This window comes from Cohnella terricola, from assembly GCF_007786475.1.
Lineage (GTDB): Bacteria > Bacillota > Bacilli > Paenibacillales > Paenibacillaceae > Cohnella > Cohnella terricola.
Genome location: NZ_VNJJ01000021.1, coordinates 14639 through 38306 on the forward strand (window position 1 = coordinate 14639; position 23668 = coordinate 38306).

A 23668-nucleotide genomic window follows, 5' to 3' on the forward strand; every position below is an offset into this window, starting at 1 on the left:
CCTGTCCGTCTCGTAGATTACTTATTGATAAACCCTTTGTAGTGGCGTTTGATCAATTGACTTTCGATTTGTTTCATCGTCTCCAGAGCAACCCCGATGACGATAAGCAGCGACGTACCGCCCACTTTCACCGAGTCAGGCAATCCGGCAAGCGTACCGAAGAAGATTGGAATGACAGAGATAATCGCCAAGAACATCGCACCCGCTAACGTGATGCGCGTGATGACTCTTGTCAGGAATCCCTGCGTCGGTTTACCTGGACGAATGCCCGGGATGTAACCGCCGTTTTTCTTCATGTTGTCCGCCAACTGCTGAGGATTGAACTGAACGAAGGTGTAGAAGAAAGTGAAACCGATGATCAATAGAACGTACAACACCATACCAAGCGGTTTGCTGTAACTCATGTTCGTGATGATCCAATGAGCCCAAGGCTGATTGGCAAAGAATCCAGCAATCGTAACCGGGAACATCAGAAGCGATATTGCGAAGATGACCGGGATTACGCCGGCGCCATTCACTTTAAGCGGAATGTGCGTCGATTGGCCGCCGTACATTTTCTGTCCGACTACCCGTTTCGCGTACTGTACCGGAATCTTGCGAACGCCCTGTTGGATGAAGATGACGCCTGCGATAATCAGGATGATTACCAACAAGATAATGATCATCTTCACGATGTTCAGGAACACTTGATCCCCATCCACGAATTGGCTTGCATAGATATCGCGTGCATGTTTTGGAATAGCCGCGACGATCGCCGCGAAGATCAAGATCGAGATACCGTTGCCGATACCTTTCTCGTTGATCTGTTCTCCCATCCACATGAGGAACGCGGTACCAGCCGTCAATACGATCGCAATCATAAGATACGTTGCGACGTTCGGATCGATGACCATTTCGTAGCTGTACATCCGGTTAAAGCCGATCGCCGTAGCGAAAGCTTGGATAAGTCCCAAAATAATCGTACCGTAACGAGTAATTTGAGCCAGCTTCCGCTTGCCGTTCTCGCCTTCTTTCTGCCATTCCGAGAACTTCGGAATAACGTCCATGGAAAGGAGCTGAACGATAATCGATGCCGTGATGTACGGGGTAATGCCAAGAGCAAAGATGGAGAAGTTAAACAACGCACCACCGGAGAACGTGTTCAGAAGGCCGAACAGGTTTGTGCCCTGTTCGTTGGCCATCGTCAGAACGTCCTTGTTAATGTTCGGGACCGGAATAAAGGAACCGATTCGATATACGAACAGGATGAAAAGAGTGAAGAGGATCCTCTTACGAAGGTCCTCGACTTTCCAAATGTTTGTTACGGTCGCGAACATTAGATCACCTCGGTTTTACCGCCGGCGGCTTGAATTTTATCTGCTGCAGACTGAGAGAACTTATGAGCTTTAACAGTCAGCTGCACGTTCAAATCGCCATTGCCCAGAATTTTAATTCCGTCTTTCGGATTTTTCAGTATGCCTTCGCTCAGAAGCAATTCTGGTGTTACTTCCGTACCGGCCGCAAAACGGTTCAACTGATCAAGATTAACGATCGCGAATACCGTTGCGAAACGGTCATTGTTGAATCCGCGCTTAGGTACCCGACGGTACAACGGGTTTTGACCACCCTCGAAACCGGGACGAACTCCGCCTCCGGAACGAGCGTTTTGCCCTTTGTGACCGCGACCGGATGTTTTGCCGAGACCGCTGCCGGCGCCGCGTCCCACACGTTTGCGTGTAAACTTGGAGCCTTCGTTCGGAGATAGCTCATGCAATTTCATCGTACGTCGCACCTCCTTGAGAATTATGCTGGATTAATCTTCTTAAACTTCTTTAACTTGAATCAGGTGACTAACCGTATTGATCATGCCGCGAGTCGCGACATTGTCTTCTCTTACTACGGACGAATGCAGCTTTCCGAGTCCAAGAGATTTCACCGTTTGGCGTTGATTCTCTGGACGGCCGATCAAGCTGCGAACGAGGGTAATCTGAAGCTGTGCCATCTGTTTCCCCTCCTTAACGGAATAGCTCTGCTACGGTTTTGCCGCGCAGTTTCGCTACGTCTTCAGCGCGTTTGAGGCGGGATAACCCTTCCAACGTCGCATTGACCATGTTAATGGAGTTGGAGGATCCCAGCGATTTCGTCAAAATATCGCCGACTCCAGCCAGTTCGAGCACCGCGCGGACAGGACCGCCCGCGATAACGCCCGTACCTTCAGATGCTGGTTTCAGCAACACTTTGCCGGCGCCGAAACTTCCCGTAACGGCATGCGGAATGGTTGTTCCAACGAGTGGTACGAAAACAAGATTTTTCTTAGCGTCATCGACGCCTTTGCGGATTGCGTCAGGAACTTCGGAAGCTTTACCGATGCCCGCGCCAACCCAGCCTTTGCCGTCGCCGACAACGACGAGTGCGCTAAAGCTAAAGCGACGTCCGCCCTTGACGACTTTGGAGACACGGTTGATTTGCACCATTTTCTCCGTAAGTTCCAATGTGTTCGGATCTACACGCAAGTCGTTTACCTCCTTGTGCTCAAAAGTGAATTAAAACTGTAAACCGGCTTCGCGTGCAGCATCCGCCAGTGCTTGAATACGTCCGTGATACAGGTAACCGCCACGGTCGAACACGACGTTCTCGTGTCCTTTATCCTTAGCGCGCTTAGCGATCAGCTCGCCAACTTTACGCGCAGATTCCACGTTGCCGCCGTTTCCGATTCCAGCAAGTTCTTTGTCAACCGTCGATGCGCTTGCCAGCGTGACGCCTTGAACGTCATCGATCAGTTGAGCATAGATATGCTTGGAAGAACGAAACACGGACAGACGTGGACGTTCACTTGTCCCGCTGATTTTCTTACGTACCCGAAGGTGTCTTTTCAGACGCGCTTTGTTCTTATCGGCTTTCGTAATCATCCGCATTGTTCACTCCCTTCAAATTTGACTTAAGCGGCTTTAAGCCGCGTTAAGCTTACTTCTTCTTACCTGCTTTACCTTCTTTACGGATAATGCGCTCGCCTTCGTACTTGATTCCTTTACCTTTGTAAGGCTCAGGCTCGCGTACGGAGCGGATCTTAGCCGCAGTTGCGCCGACAAGCTCCTTGTCGATGCCTTTAACGATGATTTTGTTCTGAGCAGGAACGTCGAATTCGATGCCGCTCTCAGGAACAAACTCAACCGGATGGGAGTAACCAACGTTCAATACCAGCTTCTCGCCGGATTTGCTTGCGCGGTAACCTACCCCGACCAGTTCAAGGTTTCTAGCATAACCTTCGGTTACGCCGTTGACCATGTTCGCAACGACGCTGCGAGTCGTTCCGTGCAACGCACGGTGAAGTTTATTGTCGGAAGGACGTTCAACAGTGATGACGTCGGCTTCGTATGTGACTTTCATATCGCTGTGAAGCGTGCGGGACAAAGTTCCTTTCGGTCCTTTGACCGTAATGACGTTGCTGTCCAGGTTCACGTTCACGCCGTTAGGCACCTGAATCGGTTTGCGTCCAATACGGGACATGGGTACACCTCCAATCGTGTGACAGTTAAATTACCAAACGTAGCAAAGCACTTCGCCGCCGGATTTCCCTTGACGGGCTTCCTTGTCGGTGATGATGCCTTTGGATGTGGAAATGATCGCGATGCCGAGGCCACCCAACACGCGCGGTACTTCAGTAGATTTCGTGTATACGCGCAAGCCAGGCTTGCTAATGCGTTTAAGACCCGTGATAACGCGCTCGTTGTTCGGTCCGTATTTCAGGAAAATGCGGATCAAACCTTGCTTGTTATCTTCGACATATTCAGCGTCGCGGATAAAGCCTTCACGTTTCAGGATTTCAGCAATTTGCTTCTTCACCGTAGACGCAGGCAATTCCACCGACTCATGACGCACCAGATTCGCGTTGCGAATGCGCGTCAACATATCTGCAATTGGATCAGACATAACCATGGGGTAAACCTCCTTCCCGAACTAGGTTGATTACCAGCTCGCCTTTTTAACGCCAGGAATCTGGCCCTTATATGCCAACTCGCGGAAACAGATCCGGCAGATCTTGAATTTTTGCAAAACGGAATGCGGACGACCGCAACGTTCGCAACGCGTGTAAGCTTGGACTTTAAACTTCGGCGCGCGTTGTTGCTTGATTTTCATCGACGTTTTTGCCACTTGCTTTCACACCTCCATTAGGTAACCTTTTGCTAATTGACCGGGTTATCGTCACTTCGCAAACGGCATACCCAATTGGGTGAGCAGCTCACGCGCTTCTTCGTCCGATTGTGCAGTCGTTACGATGACGATGTCCATCCCGCGAACTTTATCGATCTTGTCGTATTCGATTTCCGGGAAGATCAGTTGTTCTTTCAGGCCGAGCGTGTAGTTGCCGCGACCGTCGAACGATTTCGTCGACACGCCGTGGAAGTCGCGCACGCGAGGAAGAGAAATGTTGAACAACTTGTCAAGGAAATGATACATCCGTTCGCCGCGCAGTGTAACTTTGACACCGATCGGCAAGTTCTCACGCAAGCGGAAGCCTGCGATCGATTTTTTAGCGCGAGTGACGACCGGTTTTTGACCGGCAATCTTCTGCATGTCTTCAACCGCAAAATCGATGATTTTAGAGTTGGAGACCGCTTCGCCGACACCCATGTTGATGACGACTTTCTCGATCTTAGGCACTTGCATGACGGATTTGTAGCTAAACTTCTGCATCAGAGCAGGAGTGATTTCATTCAGATAACGTTCCTTCATTCTTGCTGCCATGAGTCACAGTGACCTCCTTTCCGTTCTTACTGCGATTAGTCGATCAATTCTCCGGAACGTTTTGCAACCCGGACTTTTTTGCCGTTGTCGAGCGTCTGGTAACCAATGCGAGTTGGTTTGCCGCTCTTAGGATCGATATGCATGACGTTCGAAACGTGAATTGGCGCTTCGCGTTCAATGATACCGCCTTGTTGGTTTTGTGGATTCGGGCGAGTATGGCGTTTTACCATATTGACGCCTTCGACAAGAACGCGATTTTCGCGCGGGTAAGCTGCGATGATGCGGCCTTTCTTGCCTTTGTCTTTGCCGGAGATGACGATGATATTATCGTCTTTCTTCACGTGCAGTTTATTGTTGTGCGATTCAAGCACTTTTTTCAGACGGGGCATGGGTACACCTCCTTGAGTGTTTCTCCATCGGTGCGTTCCGGAGTCTTACAGAACTTCCGGTGCCAGGGAAATGATTTTCATGAAGTCACGTTCGCGAAGCTCACGGGCAACTGGTCCGAAAATACGGGTGCCGCGCGGGCTCTTGTCTTCTTTAACGATTACTGCAGCGTTCTCGTCGAACGCGATATAGGATCCGTCTTTACGGCGTACCGAACGTTTCGTACGAACGATAACACACTTGACTACGTCGCCTTTTTTGACAACGCCACCTGGTGTTGCTTGTTTAACGGAGCATACGATCATATCACCGATATGTCCTACGCGGCGTCCCGTACCACCAAGCACACGGATGCACATCAATTCTTTCGCGCCGGAGTTGTCGGCAACATGCAGACGCGTAAACGGTTGAATCATCGCAAGGTCCTCCTTTCAGTAACGGGTGAGTCGCTTAGGCCAATACGGCTTTCTCGACGATTTCGACCAGGCGCCATGTTTTGTCTTTCGACAGTGGGCGGGTCTCCATGATTTTCACAGTGTCGCCGATTTGCGCGTCGTTGTTTTCATCATGTGCTTTGAATTTCTTCGTGTATTTAATCCGCTTGTGGTACAGGCTGTGTTTCTTGTACGTTTCAACGGCTACCACAATCGTTTTGTCCATTTTATCGCTGACGACTTTACCAATCTGTACTTTACGATTGTTGCGTTCGCTCATGGTCATCCTCCTTTTCCCGGGTATTAGCCGATGCCGAGTTCACGCTCGCGCAAAATGGTTTTAGCCCGAGCAATTTCTTTCCGCAGATCGCCAAGGCGATGCGGGTTGTCCATTTGGCCGGTAGCCAGTTGGAAGCGGAGGTTGAACAGTTCATCCTTGAAGCCGGCGATCTTCTGTTCGAGTTCCGCCGATGTCAGGTTGCGAAATTCACTGGCCTTCATTTGCTTCACCACCCAGTTCTTCACGTTTCACAAACTTCGTCTTGATCGGCAGCTTGTGCGCGGCAAGACGCATTGCTTCGCGTGCGATCTCCTCGGATACCCCTGCGAGTTCGAACAGTACTTTGCCCGGTTTCACAACGGCAACCCAAGCTTCTACGTTACCTTTACCGCTACCCATCCGAACCTCGAGAGGCTTTTGGGTAATCGGTTTCGAAGGGAAGATTTTGATCCAGACTTTACCGCCCCGTTTAATATAACGGGTCATCGCGATACGGGCAGCTTCGATCTGACGGTTCGTCACCCAGGAAGCTTCCTGCGCTTGCAGGCCGAATTCGCCGAAGTGCACTTCAGTGCCGCCTTTTGCGCGACCTTTCATTTTACCGCGGTGTACTTTGCGGTGTTTAACGCGTTTAGGGACCAACATGATCAGTTGCCTCCTTCCTCAGCAGCTCTTTTCTTCGTCGGAAGGATTTCGCCGCGGTAGATCCATACTTTTACGCCGATACGGCCGTAAGTCGTATGTGCTTCCGCTGTTCCATAGTCGATGTCAGCGCGAAGCGTATGCAGAGGCACCGTTCCTTCGCTGTATCCTTCTTGACGAGCAATCTCCGCTCCGCCCAGACGACCGCTAACGGAAGTTTTGATTCCTTTTGCGCCAGCGCGTTGCGTACGTTGAATCGCTTGTTTCATCGCGCGGCGGAAAGAAACACGACGTTCCAGTTGTTGCGCGATGCTCTCGGCAACGAGGATAGCGTCCAATTCCGGGTTTTTGATCTCGGAGATGTTGATGTGTACTTTCTTGCCGTTCGTAAGTTTGGTCAGTTGGCCGCGAAGCACTTCAACTTCAGCGCCGCCTTTACCAATTACGATACCTGGTTTAGCCGTATGAATCGTAACGTTGACGCGGTTGGCCGCACGTTCGATTTCGACTTTGGAAACCGCAGCTTCTTTCAACTTCTTCTTAAGGAATTCGCGGATTTTGACATCTTCGATCAGAAGGGAGCCGAAATCTTTGTCAGCATACCATTTGGATTCCCAATCACGGATAATGCCGATGCGAAGACCGACGGGATTTACTTTTTGACCCACACGTTGTCCCTCCTTATTTCTCAGATACGACCAGCGTAATGTGGCTGGAGCGTTTGAAAATACTGAATGCGCGACCTTGGGAACGAGGTTGGAACCGTTTCATGGTAGGACCTTCGTTAACGAAGGCTTCGGAAACGACCAATTTGTTCACGTCGAGCTGGTAGTTGTGTTCAGCGTTCGCAATTGCGGAGTTCAGCAGCTTCTCCAGAACCGGAGATGCCGAACGCGGCGTGTGACGCAGAATCGCAATTGCATCGCCGACTTTCTTGCCGCGGATCAGGTCTACGACCAGGCGGACTTTACGAGCCGGAATGCGAATGTTATTCACAACAGCTTTCGCTTGCTGAGACATCGGTGTACCTCCTCCCTTACGTACGTCTCGTGACGATTAAGCCGACGCGGGAGCGCCTTGATCAACCGCACTTCGTAGGGTTATATTAGCGCTTGCCCGTTTTCTTATCGTCGTCTGTGTGACCTTTGAACGTGCGCGTCGGCGCAAATTCGCCGAGCTTGTGACCGACCATGTCCTCAGACACGTATACCGGCACGTGCTTGCGTCCGTCGTATACCGCGAACGTTTGACCCACGAATTGCGGGAAAATCGTCGAGCGACGCGACCAAGTCTTGATCACGACTTTTTTATTCGAACCGGACAGCTCTTCTACTTTCTTAAGCAGATAACCGTCCACGAAAGGTCCTTTTTTCAAACTGCGACCCATGGAATGCTCCTCCCTTCAACGCAACTTGAGAGTTTGCGTTCATGCCGCAATGCAAGCAAGATTACTTGCTGCGGCGACGAACGATATATTTGCTCGAAGCTTTTTTCTTCTTGCGTGTTTTGTAACCCAGAGTCGGTTTGCCCCATGGAGAAAGCGGGGATTTGCGACCGATAGGCGCGCGTCCTTCGCCACCGCCGTGCGGGTGATCGTTCGGGTTCATGACGACACCACGGACAACCGGGCGATTGCCTAACCAACGTTTACGTCCAGCCTTACCGATGTTGATCAGCTCGTGGTCTTGGTTACCGACCGTACCGATCGTTGCGCGGCAAGTTTTGAGAATACGGCGAATTTCGCCGGAAGTCAAACGGATCGTAACATACGTTTCTTCTTTACCGAGCAATTGCGCGCTCGTGCCTGCTGCACGAACCAATTGGCCGCCTTTGCCAGGCTTCAACTCGATGTTGTGGATAACTGTACCAACTGGAATGTTTTCCAGCGGAAGCGCGTTACCAACTTTAATGTCGGCTGCAGGGCCGGACAAGATCACGTCGTTGACTTTAAGTCCTTTAGGCGCGATGATGTAGGCTTTCTCGCCGTCTACGTAGTGAATCAGGGCGATATAAGACGTACGGTTCGGATCGTATTCGATCGTAGCCACGCGTCCGGGAATGCCGTCCTTCGTGCGCTTGAAATCGATAATCCGATATTTACGCTTATGTCCGCCGCCGTGGTGACGAACGGTAATTTTACCTTGGTTATTGCGTCCGGCGCGTTTGGAGAGCGGCGCGAGCAAGGATTTCTCCGGCTCGTTTGTCGTAATCTCTTCGAACGTAGCGATCGTCATTTGACGACGGCTTGCCGTTGTCGGTCTAAACTTTTGAACTGGCAATGGGTTTCCCTCCTTACTTTAGAGAATGATTATACGGAAGCTTCAAAGAATTCCAGCGGTTTGCTGTCTTCGGAAAGCGTCACAATCGCTTTTTTCCATTCGGACGTATATCCGCTGTGTCTGCCGTAGCGCTTCGGCTTAGCAGGCATTCTGAGCGTATTGACGCCGACAACCTTCACTTTGAAGATTTGTTCGACGGCTTGTTTGATTTCGGTTTTGTTGGCTTTCAAATCAACTTCGAATACGTATTTGCGCTGTTCGATGAACTCGCTCGTACGTTCGGTAATGACCGGCCGTTTGATCAAATCGCGGGGGTTCTTCATTACGCGAACACCTCCTCAACTTTGGCGACAGCGTCCTTCGTGATGATCAGTTGATCATGCTTCATCACGTCAAGCACGTTGATTCCTTCGGCAGAAACGAACTTCACGCCGGGAATGTTACGCGCGGACAAGGCCACGTTCTGCTCAAAGTCCGCGGTTACGATAAGCGCTTTGCGGGATACTTTGAGGTTATTCAAGATTTTTGCAAATTCCTTCGTTTTCGGTTGGGCCAGGCTCAGCTGATCCAGAACGATAAGTTGGTTTTCCACAACTTTGCTGGACAAAGCCGATTTAATAGCCAAACGACGAACTTTACGAGGCAATTTGAAGCCATAGCTGCGCGGAGTCGGTCCGAAGACGATACCGCCGCCTTTCCATTGTGGCGAACGAATACTACCTTGGCGAGCACGGCCAGTTCCTTTTTGTTTCCATGGCTTGCGTCCGCCGCCGCGCACTTCCGAACGACCTTTCGTGTCGTGCGTGCCGGAACGAGCAGCAGCTTGTTGAAGCAATACGGCGCTGTGCAGAACGTGAACGTTCGGCTCGAGACCGAATACTCCTTCCGCCAGATCCAATTGTCCGACTTCTTTGCCGTCTACGTTAAATACGGATACTTTCGGCATGAGTGGTCCTCCTTTCCTCTTACGTTACGAATTATTTCTTCACCGCTGTGCGGATTTCGAGATAGCCTTTGCGAGCGCCCGGTACGGAGCCCTTAATCAGCAGCACGTTGCGTTCCAAGTCGACTTTGACGACTTCCAGGTTTTGAACCGTGATCGTCTCGCCGCCCATGCGACCGTGCATTTTTTTACCCTTTGGTACGCGGTTTGCGTCGCGAATCGTCGCGAGCGAGCCGTTACCGCGGTGGAATTTCGAACCGTGCGTCATTTTACCGCGAGCAAAGCCCCAGCGTTTAATCGCACCTGCGGTTCCTTTACCTTTGGAAATCCCCGTCACGTCAACAATATCGCCTTCGGAGAATTGGTCAACTTTAAGTTCTTGACCAACTTCAACTTCTGCTGGCGTAAGTCCGCTAACTTCACGGATGAAGCGCTTGGGTGCCGTGCCCGCTTTTTTAGCGTGACCGATGGCTGGTTTGGTAGCTAGCTTTTCGCGTTTGTCCGCGAAGCCGAGCTGAACTGCTTCGTATCCGTCGTTATCCACAGTTTTCTTTTGCAAAACGATGTTCGGAGTCGCTTCGACTACAGTAACAGGCACTACACTTCCGTCAGCTGCGAAGATTTGCGTCATTCCGAGTTTACGTCCCAAGATTCCTGACATGTTGACACCTCTTTTCTTGATCGATCTAATTTAAAGCACTATTACAGTTTGATTTCGATATCGACGCCAGACGGCAGATCCAGACGCATCAGCGCGTCTACCGTTTGCGGCGTTGGATTGACGATATCAATCAAACGCTTGTGCGTACGCATTTCGAACTGTTCACGCGAGTCCTTGTATTTGTGGACCGCACGCAGGATCGTGATGATCTGCTTTTCAGTCGGCAACGGAATCGGACCGGAGACACCTGCACCAGTACGTTTTGCCGTTTCTACGATTTTCTCCGCGGATTGATCCAGCACACGGTGATCGTAGGCTTTCAAACGGATACGGATTTTTTGCTTTGCCATAAGAATTCCCTCCTTCATTCGCCCAATTTTGGAATCGGACATACTCCACGAGAATAACCCAACTTCACTTGTTAGCTCCCTTAATGGCAAAGGGGCCGGGTGTGTCGGCAACCTCTCGCATCATCGCACAGTCACAGACCAACATTCACTATTATAGCGATCTGCCTACACGATTGCAACAAATAATTTTCTGCTTTTTTCATTTTTATTCATGCACCTATCCGCGCACGGCAAAAGTGCCGGCTTCCTTCATTAAATAAGGAAACCGGCACTATATAATGAAGCTTTCTAACCTTTGGGTCTGACTAACAATGCCGCGAAGAACGAGAAGATGATCGCCGCGGATATTCCTGCGCTGGTCACTTTGAAGATTCCGGTGATGACTCCGATCCAGCCGTCCTTCTGCAGTTCCTCCAACGCACCGTGTACAAGCGCATTACCGAAGCTCGTGATCGGCACGGTCGCTCCGGCGCCGGCAAATTTAATCAGCGGCTCGTACAGGCCAACGCCGTCCAGCACCGCTCCGAGCACAACTAGTAGCGACATCGTATGGGCGGGCGTCAGTTTGATGACGTCGAAACAGATTTGACCGATAATACAGATTGCGCCGCCGATCACGAAGGCCCAGAGATAGATCATAACGTTCCCTCGCTCTCGATGGATACCGCATGAGCGATGCAGGGTATCGTTTCACCTTGCTGGAAGGACAAGGGGGACAGCAGCGCTCCCGTTGCGACGACAAGTATTCGCTTCAATTCACCCTTACGCATGCGGTTCAATAGATGTCCATAGGTGACCACCGCGGAACAGCCGCAGCCGCTTGCGCCAGCCTGAACTTGCTGGTGATCGTAGTTGTAGATCATCATGCCGCAGTCGGAAAAAGTCGTCTGATGCATTGGAACCTTGTGCTTGGCGAACAGATCGCATGCTATCTCATATCCGATCTTGGAGAGATCGCCGGTGACGATCAAATCATAATACCCCGGCTCGATTCTCATGTCGCGCAGATGCGCCTGGATCGTATCAACCGCGGCAGGCGCCATCGCGGCACCCATGTTGAAGGGGTCGGTAAGCCCCATGTCAATGACCCTTCCGATCGTCGCCGAAGTGACCGCAAACCCATCTCCCTCATGGGACAATACGCAAGCTCCTGCTCCCGTGACCGTATATTGCGCGGTCGGTGGTTTTTGCGACCCGTATTCGGTCGGATAACGAAACTGCTTCTCGACGGAGGAGTTATGGCTGCAAGCGGTAGCGAGCGCGTGCTTGGCCGAACCCGAATTGACGAGATTAGCCGCGATAGCCAGACCTTCCATCGAAGTCGAGCAAGCGCCGAAAATTCCGAGATAAGGAATAGACAGCGTTCGGGCCGCGAAGCTTGTGCTGATGATTTGGTTCATCAAGTCCCCGCCGATAAAGAACTGCACCTGGCCGGCTGTTACCCCCGCATTCTCCATCGCTAGTTTGGAGGCCTCCTCCAGCAGCGTCTTCTCCGCTTTCTCCCAGCTATCCTGTCCCAGAGTGGGCTCGCCGTGAATGATATCGAAATCGTTCGCGAGCGGGCCTTGTCCTTCGAATGGCCCGACGACCGTCGCCGTGCCTTTAATCCTCGGACGATTCTCGAATACCCAGCTTTGGTGGCCTTGCAGCATCCTTAATGTCCTCCCGCCCCATTCGGATTAAATATGAAATGCAGAATCCCGACGACAAACGCGGCCACGGTGCCGAATACGATGACGGGACCTGCCAGCGTAAACATTTTCCCTCCGACGCCGAGCACTATCCCTTCGCTGCGAGATTCGATGGCTTCTGAAGCCATCGAATTGGCGAATCCCGTTACTGGAACGGCAGTACCCGCGCCAGCCCATTGCGCGATTTTGTCGTAGATGCCTAGGCTGGTTAAAATGACGGATAACAATATCAATACCGCCACCGTTGGGTTAGCCGCCTTCTCTCTATCGAACCCTCCCCAACGCACGAACATATCCGTTATCGCTTGACCGATCAGGCAGATCGTTCCGCCAACGAGAAAGGCGCGAACGCAGTTTTTCAAAACGGGTCGTGCCGGTTCCCGCTTATCGGAAAGCTCTTTGTACTCCTGTTGGACGGGAGTGAGTTTCTTTTTTTTGTTGTTCGACATAAATACGCTCCTCTACCGCTGAAGTACGGGTCTAAGATCCTCTATAATCCCCACCATCTGCGCAGCGCATCGTTCGTACATCTCTTTGGCCTTTTTATTCCTAGTCGTCAATCCGAACAACATCAGATCGGCTTCGCATTTTTTCAAAATCGAGAACAGAGACGCTTTTTCTTGTGGGATGGGCACTTTGATCTGGTCGTCATACAAATCCACGTAGAATTCGCCATACGTATCAACCTGTCCCAAGTAGATGTTCTCTACGGTTACGCCAATCTTCTCCATCTCCTTGTTCAGCCATTCCCGGCTCAGCCCCATCGTCGCTAATGGCTCGTCCATAACTTTGCCATCCATAACGACCGCCTGAGGTTCCTGTTCCGGCCCGACCTTAATTCCGAGATGCCTGGCGGTGATCGGTTGATTCTCGCGGGTCAGCAGCACGTTGATATCCCCGCTCGATTCCATAATCGCGAATTCGACATCCGCGACTCGGAACGCCATCTTTTTACGCAACTGCTCCATCAGTTCGTCGGTCGTCAGCCGTTCCTTCTTCAGATTGTCTTCGAGCACTTTACCGTCTTTTATGAGCACGCGGCCTTTGCTTTCCAGGAAATCGCGCATTTTCTTACTTTTCAATTGCAGAAACTCTATGCCGAGAGATACAAGAGACCATACCCCCAACGCGATGAGGCCTAAGTACCATTCGGTATTCAGATCCATGGACACGTAAGCAACGAGATTTCCCAGCGTGATTCCGGTAATGTACTCGAACAGGGAAAGCTGTGAAACCTGTCTTTTGCCCAATATTTTCGTAATGGTGAAAAGCACGACTACGGCCAACAAGGTCCGTATCGCGATTTGAAGTCCGTCCGCCACGTCTAATCCTCCTCTGTCCAAAGGCTTTAACGTTATCAATTGTTTGTTAAAAACGCCTGTATTATGAACAGGACGAAGAGTAATCGATTTCCTCTAGAGGATAAAAAATGAAACAATTAGCTGACCCGTCGATGAATAAAAGCGGATCCCGATATGGATAATATACACGTTCATTTCAGATTGGAGGTGATACCCTTGACAGTAGCATCCGACGTAAAAACATGCCTCGCTTCGCTGAAAAGCGCACAAGCAAGTCTTGAAACTTTTGCCTTGTCAACGCAAAATCAGGAGGCAAAAACGTTATTCACGAACGCGGCAGGACAAGCCGAGCAAATCGTGCAGCAAGTCGAAAGCCGAATTCAGCAGTTGGAAAGCGAAGAACCTCAGTACAAAGGCTTCTGAGGCTCCACGTTCGGTCGCTTAACTCATATTGAAAATTCCGGAGGGCGCGAGCCCTCCTTTTTATTTTCCTGTTCATCCGCTCAAGAGACTGTTCATCAAGCCAATCTTTCTGCCATATAGATAAGACAGGCCTTGTCTCGGAGGAGTGGTCCGGCTTGTTGTCCATGCATAAAATCGTTACGATCTTCATTGGGTGCTTGCTTATCGCAATCGGGATCGATTTCTTCGTCATGCCGATCAAGGCATTAGACGGAGGCTTTATCGGTTTGGCGCTTATCGGAAACTATCTATTCAAAGCGAGACCCGGGATGATTCTGATATCGTTAAGCCTTCCCGTTTTTATTTATACATGGATGAGAGCTCGCGGTATGTTCTTTCACAGCCTATTCGGCATGGTGTTTCTCTCGTATTTGATCGACTTATTCGAACCTTACGAGCCTTTGGGACCCATCGTTCACGATCACCCGTACGCGGCGGCAATGGTAGGAGGCGTCTTGATCGGAATCGGGTTCGGCATCTTATTAAGAAACGACACGAGCGCTGGCGGTATCGATCTTCTAGCGAAACTGCTCGCTCCTCGACTGCGACTTAACGTTGGGGTGCTGATCCTCATAATGGACGCGATAGTGGTCGGAATCGGCGGCTTGATCTTTTCCTTGGATACTTTTTTCCTTTCCATTGCCACGGTCACGACCGGCGGTTTGGCTACGAGTTTATATACGAGCAGGTTTTTCGATTATTGAGATCGCTGCAAAAAGCAAAAAAAACCGTTCAGCAAGAGCTGAACGGTTTTTGGCGTAATGCCTATTACTTTTGGATGGAAGCAACTGCTCCAGCGCCTACAGTACGGCCGCCTTCGCGGATCGAGAAGCGAGTTCCTTCTTCGATTGCGATTGGGGAGATCAGTTGAACCGTAACCGTGATGTTATCGCCAGGCATAACCATTTCCGTGCCTTCCGGCAGGTTGATGATACCCGTAACGTCAGTCGTACGGAAATAGAATTGAGGACGGTAGCCTGTGAAGAAAGGCTTGTGACGTCCACCTTCTGCTTGTGTCAGAACGTAGATTTGAGCAGTGAATTCCGTGTGAGGCTTAACGGAACCTGGCTTTGCCAGAACTTGACCACGCTCGATATCTTTACGGTCAACGCCGCGAAGCAATGCGCCGATGTTGTCGCCAGCTTGAGCTTGGTCGAGCAATTTACGGAACATTTCTACGCCTGTAACAACGGATTTGCGAGTTTCTTCTTGCAAACCGATGATTTCAGCTTCGTCGCCGACTTTGATGATACCACGCTCAACACGGCCAGTAGCAACTGTACCACGACCAGTGATCGTGAACACGTCCTCGACTGGCATCAAGAAAGGCTTGTCAGTTGCGCGCTCTGGAACCGGGATGTACTTCTCGATTTCTTCGAACAGCTCAACGATTCTGTCAGCCCAAGGGCCGTCCGGATTAGCCAAAGCTTCACGGGAAGCACCACGGATGATTGGAGTGTCGTCGCCTGGGAACTCATACTCAGTCAACAGGTCACGAACTTCCATTTCAACCAGTTCAAGCAACTCGTCATCTTCAACCATGTCGCATTTGTTCAGGTATACGACGATGTAAGGAACGCCTACTTGACGGGAAAGCAGGATGTGCTCGCGCGTTTGCGGCATTGGGCCGTCAGCAGCGGATACAACCAGGATAGCGCCGTCCATTTGAGCAGCACCCGTGATCATGTTTTTAACATAGTCAGCGTGTCCTGGGCAGTCAACGTGAGCGTAGTGACGGTTAGGCGTCTCGTACTCAACGTGAGCTGTGGAGATCGTGATTCCGCGCTCGCGCTCTTCTGGAGCTTTGTCGATTTGGTCGAATGCTACAGCAGCACCGCTGCCGTATTTTTTGTTCAATACGGAAGTGATCGCAGCCGTCGTCGTCGTTTTGCCGTGGTCAACGTGACCGATCGTACCGATGTTAATATGCGGTTTATTACGTTCGAACTTAGCCTTAGCCATGGTTACTGTTCCTCCTTAATAGGAAAAAGGATTTAATTTTATTTGATGACGCGGGAGGGTCGCGCTAGGCGCTCCTCGCCCCGTCCACTTTCAGCGAACAATTAGCCTTTGCTCTTCGAAATGATCTCTTCGGAGATCGATCTAGGAACTTCCTCGTAGTGCGACAGCTCCATCGAGAATACGCCGCGTCCTTGCGTACCGGAACGAAGAGTTGTGGAGTATCCGAACATCTCTGCCAACGGCACCTTCGCACGAACGATCTGTGCGCCGAAACGCATATCTGATCCTTCGATGCGTCCGCGGCGGGAGCTCAGCATGCCCATAACATCGCCGAAGTACTCTTCGGGAACCGTTACTTCAACCTTCATGATTGGCTCAAGCAACACAGGATTACATTTGTCCTTCGCTGCTTTAAGCGCCATCGATCCGGCAATTTTGAACGCCATCTCCGAGGAATCGACGTCGTGGTAAGATCCGTCGAAAATCGTTGCTTTGATATCTACGAGTGGGAAGCCAGCGATTACGCCGTTCTTCATCGACTCTTCGATACCCGCTTGTACCGGAGCGATATATTCGCGCGGTACGACGCCGCCGACGACCTTGTTCTCGAATTGGAAACCGGTACCCGGCTCCAATGGCTCGAACTCGATCCAGACGTGGCCGTATTGACCGCGTCCGCCGGATTGACGAACGAATTTGCCTTCGACTTTCGCAGTTTGACGGAACGTTTCGCGATAAGCAACCTGTGGCTTACCGACGTTCGTCTCGACTTTGAATTCGCGAAGCATACGGTCTACGAGAATTTCAAGGTGAAGCTCACCCATCCCGGAGATGATCGTTTGACCAGTCTCTTCATCCGTATGTGCACGGAAGGTAGGATCTTCTTCAGCCAGCTTCTGCAAAGCGATACCCATTTTGTCTTGGTCAGCTTTTGTTTTCGGCTCAACCGCGAGCTGGATAACCGGCTCTGGGAAGTTCATGGACTCGAGAATAACCGGGTTCTTCTCGTCGCACAGCGTGTCGCCAGTCGTCGTATCTTTCAGACCTACTGCCGCAGCAATATCTCCGGAGTATACGATGTCGATCTCTTGACGGCTGTTCGCGTGCATTTGGAGAATACGTCCGATACGCTCGCGTTTGCCTTTCGTCGCGTTGATGACGTAGGAACCGGAGTTCAGCACGCCGGAGTAAACGCGGAAGAAAGTCAGACGACCCACATAAGGGTCAGTCATGATTTTGAATGCGAGAGCCGAGAACGGCTCATCGTCGGAAGACTTGCGAGTCGTTTCCGTACCGTCGTCAAGGATACCCTTGATGTCCGGAACGTCGATTGGAGCAGGCAAGTAGTCGACAACGGCATTCAGCATCGGCTGAATTCCTTTGTTACGATAAGAAGTACCGCAGACGACCGGGAAGATTTTCACTTCGCAGACGCCTTTACGCAGAGCAGCTTTGATTTCAGCAACGGTAAGCTCTTCGCCTTCCAGATACTTCATCGTCAGCTCTTCGTCAAGCTCAGCAACCTTCTCTACGAGAATGTTGCGCAGCTCTTCGACTTTATCCGCATATTCTGCAGGAATTTCGATTTCGTCCGGAGCCTTGCCTTTATCGTCCGTGTACTTGTAAGCTACGCGCTCGATAATGTCAATCATGCCCACGAACGAATCTTCCGCACCCATTGGATACTGAATCGCTACAGCATTCGCGTTCAAACGCTCTCTCATGGCGTTAATAACGTTGAGATAGTCTGCACCGATGATATCCATTTTGTTGACATACGCGATCCGCGGTACGCCGTAACGGTCAGCTTGACGCCATACCGTCTCGGATTGCGGCTCTACGCCTTCTTTGGCGCTAAAAACGCCAACGGCCCCATCCAATACGCGCAGGGAGCGCTCGACTTCGACCGTAAAGTCTACGTGACCCGGTGTGTCGATAATATTGATACGGTGGCCATTCCACTGAGCGGTCGTCGCGGCAGACGTGATCGTGATGCCGCGCTCTTGCTCTTGTTCCATCCAGTCCATCGTCGCAGCGCCTTCGTGCACTTCTCCGATTTTGTGAGTCTTACCGGTAAAGAACAAGATCCGTTCAGTCGTCGTGGTTTTACCCGCATCAATGTGCGCCATAATCCCGATGTTGCGCGTATTTTTCAAGGAGAACTCTCTAGCCATAAATATAGTCTCCCTTCAAAATGTATAGCTTCGTGATCCTACCAGCGGTAGTGAGCGAACGCTTTGTTCGCTTCCGCCATTTTGTGAGTGTCCTCACGTTTTTTGACGGCTGCTCCAGTGTTGTTGGAAGCATCCAGAATTTCAGCAGCCAAACGCTCTTCCATCGTCTTCTCGCCGCGGTTGCGGGAGTAGTTGACGAGCCAGCGCAGTCCTAGGGACGTGCGACGTTCAGGCTTAACTTCGATCGGAACTTGATAGTTGGCACCACCTACGCGGCGTGCTTTAACTTCAAGTACCGGCATAATATTCTTGATCGCTGCTTCAAAGACCTCCATCGGATCTTTGCCGGAGCGCTCTTGAATCAATTTGAATGCATCGTACAGCAATTGTTGCGCTACGCTTCTTTTACCGTCGATCATAATACGGTTAACAAGGCGAGTCACAAGCTTGCTATTGTATAGCGGGTCCGGGAGTACATCCCGTTTCGGAACCGGTCCTTTGCGTGGCATCAAGGTTCCTCCTTTCTCATTCGTATCGGCTTCAGGCGATTAGATCGCTTTTCCGCCTATTAGGATTTTTTTGCTTTCGGTCTTTTCGTACCGTATTTGGAACGAGCTTGCATCCGGTTGTTAACACCAGCGGTATCCAATGCTCCGCGAACGATGTGATAACGAACACCCGGAAGGTCCTTAACCCGGCCTCCGCGCACGAGAACGACGCTGTGCTCTTGCAGGTTGTGTCCGATACCGCCGATATAAGCGGTAACCTCTACACGGTTAGTCAAGCGTACACGCGCATATTTACGAAGTGCGGAGTTCGGTTTTTTCGGCGTCATCGTTCCTACACGAGTGCAAACACCGCGTTTTTGCGGGGCGCTCAAGTCGGTTTCTACGCGTTTGAGAGCATTGAATCCTCTTTGAAGTGCAGGCGATTTCGATTTCACGACCTTCGATTGACGGCCTTTACGAACGAGTTGGTTAATTGTTGGCATGCTGCCACCCCCTTCCCATGATGGGTAAAAAAGAATGAGTAAACGATCTGATCGATACTCAGCTGCGAAGCCCACAGATCCAGGTGGTTCATTTTAAGAGACGAGAAAGGGCTCGACCGACACCTTCCCTCAAGAGACTATGCCGAATCAAACCCGTCTATCCTATTCTCCAATCGTTATGGCGTAAGCCGCAACGATCTCATGTCGCACTCTTCGTCTAGGTCCGCACCGTATCCTCGCACGTCAGAACGACGTACGTCTGGCACACACTAGAACATATTATCACTTCGATATGGGTGTGTCAAGAACCCAAAACTACGAAATTCGCCGTTCTTTTTTTGAGATAAACTTTTCTCATAAGATCTTCAATGCGGTAGCAAAAAGACGTCTATTCTCGCGAATGTTGGCGGTAAATGCGCATGAGTTATCCACTTGTCCTTCATTTCGTCATTATTTGCTCTTGCTGCCGATTTTGCTCGAATTGTCTATGCGACGACTCCTAGTTCTGTTACGCCGATGCGGTCTGACAGACCCTTACGAGGGACGAATGGCGGAGTTTCATCGCTCTTACGGTCTGACAGACCCTTACGCGGGATGAAAGCCGAAGTAGCGCCGGTACCCGGTCCATTATAACAAAATAGCGGTACAGGGATAACTCCCTGTACCGCCATTTTCACATATCTTATTCCGCGCCAACTGGCTCAAGCTCGGCCGCTTCATCTGTCGGTTCGTCAAACGGCGATACGACTTTGATATTGCGGTAACGTGCCATCCCCGTACCTGCCGGAATGAGTTTCCCGATAATAACGTTCTCCTTGAGACCGAGCAATCTGTCGACTTTGCCTTTGATGGCTGCATCGGTCAGAACACGAGTCGTCTCTTGGAAAGACGCCGCAGACAGGAACGAGTCGGTTTCAAGCGACGCTTTCGTGATCCCGAGCAGTACCGGACGTGCGACCGCCGGTTCCTTATCGGAAAGGATTGCTTCGCGGTTAGCCGCTTCGTATTCGTGAAGATCCACGAACGCGCCCGGCAACAAGGTTGTGTCGCCTGGATCGACGATGCGGATTTTGCGCAGCATCTGCTTGATCATGACTTCGATATGCTTATCGTTGATTTCAACGCCTTGGTTACGGTAAACGCGCTGAACTTCTTGCAGAATATAGTTCTGTACGCCGCGGATGCCTTTGATGCGCAGCATCTCTTTCGGATCGATAGAACCGTCCGTCAGTTCGTCGCCGGCTTCGACATGTTGGCCTTGTACGACGCGAATACGCGATCCGTAGCTGACAGGATAGATCTTCGATTCCGATTCGCCCTGGAGCTCGATCTCGCGGCGGTCCTTCGTCTCGCGAATTTCCTTGACGACGCCGTCGAGTTCGGAAATGATCGCTTGACCTTTCGGATTCCGGGCTTCGAACAGCTCCTGAATACGAGGCAAACCTTGCGTAATATCGTCTCCGGCAACACCGCCGGTGTGGAACGTACGCATCGTGAGCTGCGTTCCCGGTTCGCCGATCGACTGAGCGGCGATAATGCCGACGGATTCGCCGATCTCGACTTTTTTACCGGTTGCCAGGTTGCGTCCATAGCAAAGCTTACATACGCCATGACGAGCGCGGCAGCTAAGCACGGAACGGATCTGAATGCTCTTGATTCCCGCGCGTATGATCTCTTCCGCTAACGGCGTGTCGATCAGATCGTTGCGATGCGCGATAATTTCTTTCGTCTCCGGATGACGCACCGTCTCGAATACGTAACGGCCTTCGATACGGTCGAACAGGTCCTCGATGACTTCCTTGCCGTCTTCGATCCGAGCGACGGTAATACCCTTATCCGTGCCGCAATCGTCCTCGCGAACGATTACGTCTTGCGCGACGTCGACGAGACGACGAGTCAAGTAACCCGAGTCAGCTGTCCGAAGCGCCGTATCCGCCAGACCTTTACGCGCTCCGTGCGTGGAGATAAAGTACTCCAATACGGTGAGGCCTTCGCGGAAGTTCGATTTGATCGGCAACTCGATGATCCGTCCGGACGGGTTGGCCATCAGGCCCCGCATTCCGCCCAGTTGGGTGATTTGCGATTTGTTACCCCGCGCTTTGGAATCTACCATCAGCATGATGCTGTTGTAACGATCCATGGACTTCATCAGAATGTCCGTAATCTCGTCCTTCGTCTTGCTCCAGATCTCGATAACGCGGTCACGACGCTCTTCGTTCGTGATCAGACCGCGACGGTATTGCGTCGTCACGACTTTAACGCGCTCTTCGGATTTCTTCAGGATTTCTTCTTTTTCCTGAGGAACGATTACGTCGGATACGCCGATGGTGATGCCGGCACGAGTCGAGTACGTGAATCCGAGTTGCTTGATGTTGTCCAGGATGACCGAGGTTTGGGTCGTATGGTAAATGCGGAAGCATTCGCCGATGATGTTGCCCAAATATTCTTTGCCCACGGCTCCAGGGATGGCCGGATCTTCGATGAACTTCGAGATGTCGGCGCCTTTTTCGTAGATGAAATATTTATCCGGCGTACCTTTAATGAGGTTTTCTTTCGTCGCCTCGTTAATGTAAGGGAACGTATCCGGGAAAATTTCGTTAAAGATGATTTTACCGATCGTCGTCACGATCAGAGCTTCCTGCTGTTCCGGCGTGAAGGTTTTCTTCTTAAGCTCTCTTACCGGAATGACGACGCGAGCGTGAAGGGAAATTCCCTCGGTGCCGCGTTGGTAAGCGGAGATCGCTTCGTTGACGTTCGTAAAGCGAATCCCGGTACCGTATGCCTTATTGTTGTCCATCGTCAGATAATAGCAACCGAGTACCATATCCTGGGACGGAGTGACGACAGGCTTACCGTCTTTAGGGTTCAAGATGTTGCCCGCAGCGAGCATTAGCAAGCGAGCTTCCGCTTGAGCTTCTGCGGACAGCGGAACGTGAACCGCCATCTGGTCTCCGTCGAAGTCGGCATTATACGCCGTACAGACGAGAGGGTGAAGCTTGATCGCGCGGCCTTCGACCAGAATCGGTTCGAAAGCTTGGATGCCGAGCCTGTGAAGCGTTGGCGCACGGTTCAGAAGCACCGGATGTTCTTTGATGACTTCCTCTAGCACGTCCCAGACTTCCGGGCTGACGCGTTCGACTTTGCGTTTCGCACTCTTGATGTTATGCGCAAGTCCTTTAAGCACGAGCTCTTTCATAACGAAAGGTTTGAACAGCTCAAGTGCCATTTCCTTCGGAAGACCGCATTGATACATTCTGAGGCTCGGACCTACGACGATAACGGAACGGCCAGAGTAGTCGACCCGTTTACCGAGCAAGTTCTGACGGAAACGTCCTTGTTTCCCTTTCAGCATATGGCTGAGAGATTTCAAAGGACGGTTACCCGGACCCGTTACCGGACGGCCTCGGCGACCGTTGTCGATCAACGCGTCAACGGCTTCTTGGAGCATCCGTTTCTCGTTCTGAACGATAATGTCAGGAGCTCCGAGATCGAGCAGACGCTTCAACCGATTGTTCCGGTTAATAACGCGACGATAGAGGTCGTTCAAATCGCTCGTCGCGAAACGTCCGCCGTCCAATTGAACCATTGGACGCAATTCCGGAGGGATAACTGGAAGCACATCGAGGATCATCCAATCCGGCAAGTTGCCGGAGTTGCGGAAAGACTCGATGACTTCCAGACGTTTGATCGCGCGGTTGCGGCGTTGGCCTTGAGCCGTGCGAAGTTCTTCCTTAAGGGTGTCCAACTCACGGTCGAGATCGATATCCTGCAGCAGCTTCTTAACAGCTTCCGCGCCCATGCCAGCATGGAATGCGTAACCGTATTTGTCGCGATAGCTGCGATATTCTTTCTCGGAGAGCAATTGTTTTTTCTCAAGAGGCGTATCGCCCGGATCTGTAACGACATAGGATGCGAAGTAGATAATCTCCTCGAGAGAACGCGGAGACATATCGAGCGCCAAACCCATGCGGCTAGGAATCCCTTTGAAGTACCAGATATGCGATACCGGAGCGGCGAGCTCAATGTGGCCCATCCGTTCGCGGCGAACCTTCGCGCGCGTCACTTCGACGCCGCAGCGGTCGCAGACGACGCCTTTATAACGAACTCTCTTATACTTGCCGCAATGACATTCCCAGTCCTTAGTTGGTCCGAAAATCTTCTCGCAGAACAAGCCTTCTTTTTCCGGCTTCAGCGTCCGGTAGTTTATCGTTTCCGGTTTTTTGACTTCGCCTCTCGACCAGGAACGGATTTTGTCAGGCGAAGCCAAGCCGATCTTCATAAACTCAAAGTTATTGACGTCTAACAAGGAGCAAGCCCTCCTTCATCGTTGCTAAGATTTCGGATCTTAACGACGGCCCCGCAGGCCCGGCGTATGCGACTGGTATT

The 23668-nt window shown here is 51.3% G+C and carries 33 protein-coding genes; 2 read left to right on the forward strand and 31 right to left on the reverse strand.

The window, feature by feature from the left end; genetic code table 11:
* Positions 1 to 17: 17 nt before the first annotated feature.
* The 26 genes from secY to FPZ45_RS23035 all read right to left on the reverse strand — a co-directional run bounded on the left by secY (position 18) and on the right by FPZ45_RS23035 (position 13714).
* Positions 18 to 1316 carry a preprotein translocase subunit SecY gene (secY, locus tag FPZ45_RS22910; protein WP_144706900.1) on the reverse strand — a complete coding sequence of 433 codons (1299 nt, stop codon included), beginning with the start codon at positions 1314 to 1316 and terminating at the stop codon, positions 18 to 20.
* Complete coding sequence (rplO, locus tag FPZ45_RS22915) at positions 1316 to 1759, reverse strand: 50S ribosomal protein L15 (RefSeq protein ID WP_144706902.1); 444 nt, start codon at positions 1757 to 1759, stop codon at positions 1316 to 1318. The genes secY and rplO overlap by 1 nt, the downstream gene beginning before the upstream one ends.
* 42 nt (positions 1760 to 1801) lie before the next feature.
* On the reverse strand, positions 1802 to 1981 hold the full coding sequence (rpmD, locus tag FPZ45_RS22920) for a 50S ribosomal protein L30 (protein WP_144706903.1): 180 nt from the start codon (positions 1979 to 1981) through the stop codon (positions 1802 to 1804).
* 13 nt (positions 1982 to 1994) lie between these two features.
* The gene (rpsE, locus tag FPZ45_RS22925; protein WP_094050613.1) at positions 1995 to 2492 is read right to left on the reverse strand and encodes a 30S ribosomal protein S5; all 498 of its coding nucleotides are present in this window, start codon (positions 2490 to 2492) and stop codon (positions 1995 to 1997) included.
* 30 nt (positions 2493 to 2522) lie between these two features.
* A complete protein-coding gene (rplR, locus tag FPZ45_RS22930; RefSeq protein ID WP_144706905.1) occupies positions 2523 to 2888 on the reverse strand; it encodes a 50S ribosomal protein L18 in 366 nt (121 codons plus the stop codon).
* 55 nt (positions 2889 to 2943) lie between these two features.
* Positions 2944 to 3486 carry a 50S ribosomal protein L6 gene (rplF, locus tag FPZ45_RS22935; RefSeq protein WP_144706907.1) on the reverse strand — a complete coding sequence of 181 codons (543 nt, stop codon included), beginning with the start codon at positions 3484 to 3486 and terminating at the stop codon, positions 2944 to 2946.
* 30 nt (positions 3487 to 3516) lie between these two features.
* Positions 3517 to 3915 carry a 30S ribosomal protein S8 gene (rpsH, locus tag FPZ45_RS22940; protein WP_115995324.1) on the reverse strand — a complete coding sequence of 133 codons (399 nt, stop codon included), beginning with the start codon at positions 3913 to 3915 and terminating at the stop codon, positions 3517 to 3519.
* Positions 3916 to 3945: 30 nt separating this feature from the next.
* On the reverse strand, positions 3946 to 4131 hold the full coding sequence (locus FPZ45_RS22945; protein WP_027087364.1) for a type Z 30S ribosomal protein S14: 186 nt from the start codon (positions 4129 to 4131) through the stop codon (positions 3946 to 3948).
* 51 nt (positions 4132 to 4182) lie between these two features.
* Positions 4183 to 4725: a 50S ribosomal protein L5 gene (gene rplE / locus FPZ45_RS22950; RefSeq protein WP_144706909.1), complete on the reverse strand. Its 543-nt coding sequence runs from the start codon at positions 4723 to 4725 to the stop codon at positions 4183 to 4185.
* A 35-nt stretch (positions 4726 to 4760) separates the two neighbouring features.
* Positions 4761 to 5114, reverse strand: coding sequence for a 50S ribosomal protein L24 (gene rplX / locus FPZ45_RS22955; protein WP_222430805.1), 354 nt, complete (start codon positions 5112 to 5114; stop codon positions 4761 to 4763).
* 45 nt (positions 5115 to 5159) lie between these two features.
* A complete protein-coding gene (gene rplN / locus FPZ45_RS22960) occupies positions 5160 to 5528 on the reverse strand; it encodes a 50S ribosomal protein L14 (RefSeq protein ID WP_135153603.1) in 369 nt (122 codons plus the stop codon).
* A gap of 34 nt (positions 5529 to 5562) precedes the next feature.
* Positions 5563 to 5826 carry a 30S ribosomal protein S17 gene (gene rpsQ / locus FPZ45_RS22965; RefSeq protein ID WP_144706911.1) on the reverse strand — a complete coding sequence of 88 codons (264 nt, stop codon included), beginning with the start codon at positions 5824 to 5826 and terminating at the stop codon, positions 5563 to 5565.
* Between the two features lie 23 nt (positions 5827 to 5849).
* Positions 5850 to 6047 carry a 50S ribosomal protein L29 gene (rpmC, locus tag FPZ45_RS22970; protein ID WP_144706913.1) on the reverse strand — a complete coding sequence of 66 codons (198 nt, stop codon included), beginning with the start codon at positions 6045 to 6047 and terminating at the stop codon, positions 5850 to 5852.
* A complete protein-coding gene (rplP, locus tag FPZ45_RS22975) occupies positions 6034 to 6471 on the reverse strand; it encodes a 50S ribosomal protein L16 (protein WP_144706915.1) in 438 nt (145 codons plus the stop codon). Before rplP ends, rpmC begins: the two co-directional genes overlap by 14 nt.
* A gap of 2 nt (positions 6472 to 6473) precedes the next feature.
* Positions 6474 to 7136, reverse strand: coding sequence for a 30S ribosomal protein S3 (rpsC, locus tag FPZ45_RS22980; RefSeq protein ID WP_144706917.1), 663 nt, complete (start codon positions 7134 to 7136; stop codon positions 6474 to 6476).
* 13 nt (positions 7137 to 7149) lie between these two features.
* Complete coding sequence (rplV, locus tag FPZ45_RS22985; RefSeq protein ID WP_094050623.1) at positions 7150 to 7488, reverse strand: 50S ribosomal protein L22; 339 nt, start codon at positions 7486 to 7488, stop codon at positions 7150 to 7152.
* An 85-nt stretch (positions 7489 to 7573) separates the two neighbouring features.
* Positions 7574 to 7855 carry a 30S ribosomal protein S19 gene (rpsS, locus tag FPZ45_RS22990; RefSeq protein WP_135153599.1) on the reverse strand — a complete coding sequence of 94 codons (282 nt, stop codon included), beginning with the start codon at positions 7853 to 7855 and terminating at the stop codon, positions 7574 to 7576.
* 61 nt (positions 7856 to 7916) lie between these two features.
* Positions 7917 to 8747, reverse strand: coding sequence for a 50S ribosomal protein L2 (rplB, locus tag FPZ45_RS22995; RefSeq protein WP_144706919.1), 831 nt, complete (start codon positions 8745 to 8747; stop codon positions 7917 to 7919).
* A gap of 29 nt (positions 8748 to 8776) precedes the next feature.
* On the reverse strand, positions 8777 to 9070 hold the full coding sequence (rplW, locus tag FPZ45_RS23000) for a 50S ribosomal protein L23 (protein ID WP_144706921.1): 294 nt from the start codon (positions 9068 to 9070) through the stop codon (positions 8777 to 8779).
* Positions 9070 to 9693 (reverse strand): 50S ribosomal protein L4, encoded by a 624-nt coding sequence (gene rplD / locus FPZ45_RS23005; RefSeq protein ID WP_144706923.1) that lies wholly within the window; start codon positions 9691 to 9693, stop codon positions 9070 to 9072. Before rplD ends, rplW begins: the two co-directional genes overlap by 1 nt.
* A 31-nt stretch (positions 9694 to 9724) precedes the next feature.
* Positions 9725 to 10351 (reverse strand): 50S ribosomal protein L3, encoded by a 627-nt coding sequence (rplC, locus tag FPZ45_RS23010; protein ID WP_144706925.1) that lies wholly within the window; start codon positions 10349 to 10351, stop codon positions 9725 to 9727.
* Between the two features lie 41 nt (positions 10352 to 10392).
* The gene (rpsJ, locus tag FPZ45_RS23015) at positions 10393 to 10701 is read right to left on the reverse strand and encodes a 30S ribosomal protein S10 (protein WP_116065558.1); all 309 of its coding nucleotides are present in this window, start codon (positions 10699 to 10701) and stop codon (positions 10393 to 10395) included.
* A gap of 288 nt (positions 10702 to 10989) precedes the next feature.
* Entirely contained in the window at positions 10990 to 11340 is a 351-nt protein-coding gene (gene spoVAE / locus FPZ45_RS23020; RefSeq protein ID WP_144706927.1) for a stage V sporulation protein AE, read from the reverse strand.
* Entirely contained in the window at positions 11337 to 12353 is a 1017-nt protein-coding gene (gene spoVAD / locus FPZ45_RS23025; RefSeq protein ID WP_144706929.1) for a stage V sporulation protein AD, read from the reverse strand. The genes spoVAE and spoVAD overlap by 4 nt, the downstream gene beginning before the upstream one ends.
* 2 nt (positions 12354 to 12355) lie before the next feature.
* The gene (gene spoVAC, locus FPZ45_RS23030) at positions 12356 to 12841 is read right to left on the reverse strand and encodes a stage V sporulation protein AC (RefSeq protein WP_144706931.1); all 486 of its coding nucleotides are present in this window, start codon (positions 12839 to 12841) and stop codon (positions 12356 to 12358) included.
* A gap of 12 nt (positions 12842 to 12853) precedes the next feature.
* Entirely contained in the window at positions 12854 to 13714 is an 861-nt protein-coding gene (locus FPZ45_RS23035; protein WP_144706933.1) for a DUF421 domain-containing protein, read from the reverse strand.
* Positions 13715 to 13909: 195 nt separating this feature from the next.
* Between FPZ45_RS23035 and FPZ45_RS23040 the strand changes: the two genes are divergently transcribed.
* Together FPZ45_RS23040 and FPZ45_RS23045 are read left to right on the forward strand one after the other, a co-directional pair.
* Positions 13910 to 14116 (forward strand): DUF1657 domain-containing protein, encoded by a 207-nt coding sequence (locus tag FPZ45_RS23040; protein ID WP_144706935.1) that lies wholly within the window; start codon positions 13910 to 13912, stop codon positions 14114 to 14116.
* A 164-nt stretch (positions 14117 to 14280) separates the two neighbouring features.
* Positions 14281 to 14859: a YitT family protein gene (locus FPZ45_RS23045; protein WP_246120556.1), complete on the forward strand. Its 579-nt coding sequence runs from the start codon at positions 14281 to 14283 to the stop codon at positions 14857 to 14859.
* Between the two features lie 64 nt (positions 14860 to 14923).
* On the opposite strand, the gene tuf is transcribed toward FPZ45_RS23045, so the two are convergent.
* From tuf to rpoC, 5 genes are all read right to left on the reverse strand, one after another.
* Complete coding sequence (gene tuf, locus FPZ45_RS23050) at positions 14924 to 16117, reverse strand: elongation factor Tu (RefSeq protein ID WP_144706938.1); 1194 nt, start codon at positions 16115 to 16117, stop codon at positions 14924 to 14926.
* Between the two features lie 101 nt (positions 16118 to 16218).
* Positions 16219 to 18291: an elongation factor G gene (gene fusA, locus FPZ45_RS23055; protein ID WP_144706940.1), complete on the reverse strand. Its 2073-nt coding sequence runs from the start codon at positions 18289 to 18291 to the stop codon at positions 16219 to 16221.
* 38 nt (positions 18292 to 18329) lie between these two features.
* Entirely contained in the window at positions 18330 to 18800 is a 471-nt protein-coding gene (gene rpsG / locus FPZ45_RS23060) for a 30S ribosomal protein S7 (RefSeq protein WP_144706942.1), read from the reverse strand.
* A 59-nt stretch (positions 18801 to 18859) separates the two neighbouring features.
* Complete coding sequence (gene rpsL / locus FPZ45_RS23065; RefSeq protein WP_144706944.1) at positions 18860 to 19282, reverse strand: 30S ribosomal protein S12; 423 nt, start codon at positions 19280 to 19282, stop codon at positions 18860 to 18862.
* Positions 19283 to 19964: 682 nt separating this feature from the next.
* A complete protein-coding gene (gene rpoC, locus FPZ45_RS23070; protein WP_144706946.1) occupies positions 19965 to 23588 on the reverse strand; it encodes a DNA-directed RNA polymerase subunit beta' in 3624 nt (1207 codons plus the stop codon).
* Positions 23589 to 23668: the final 80 nt, after the last annotated feature.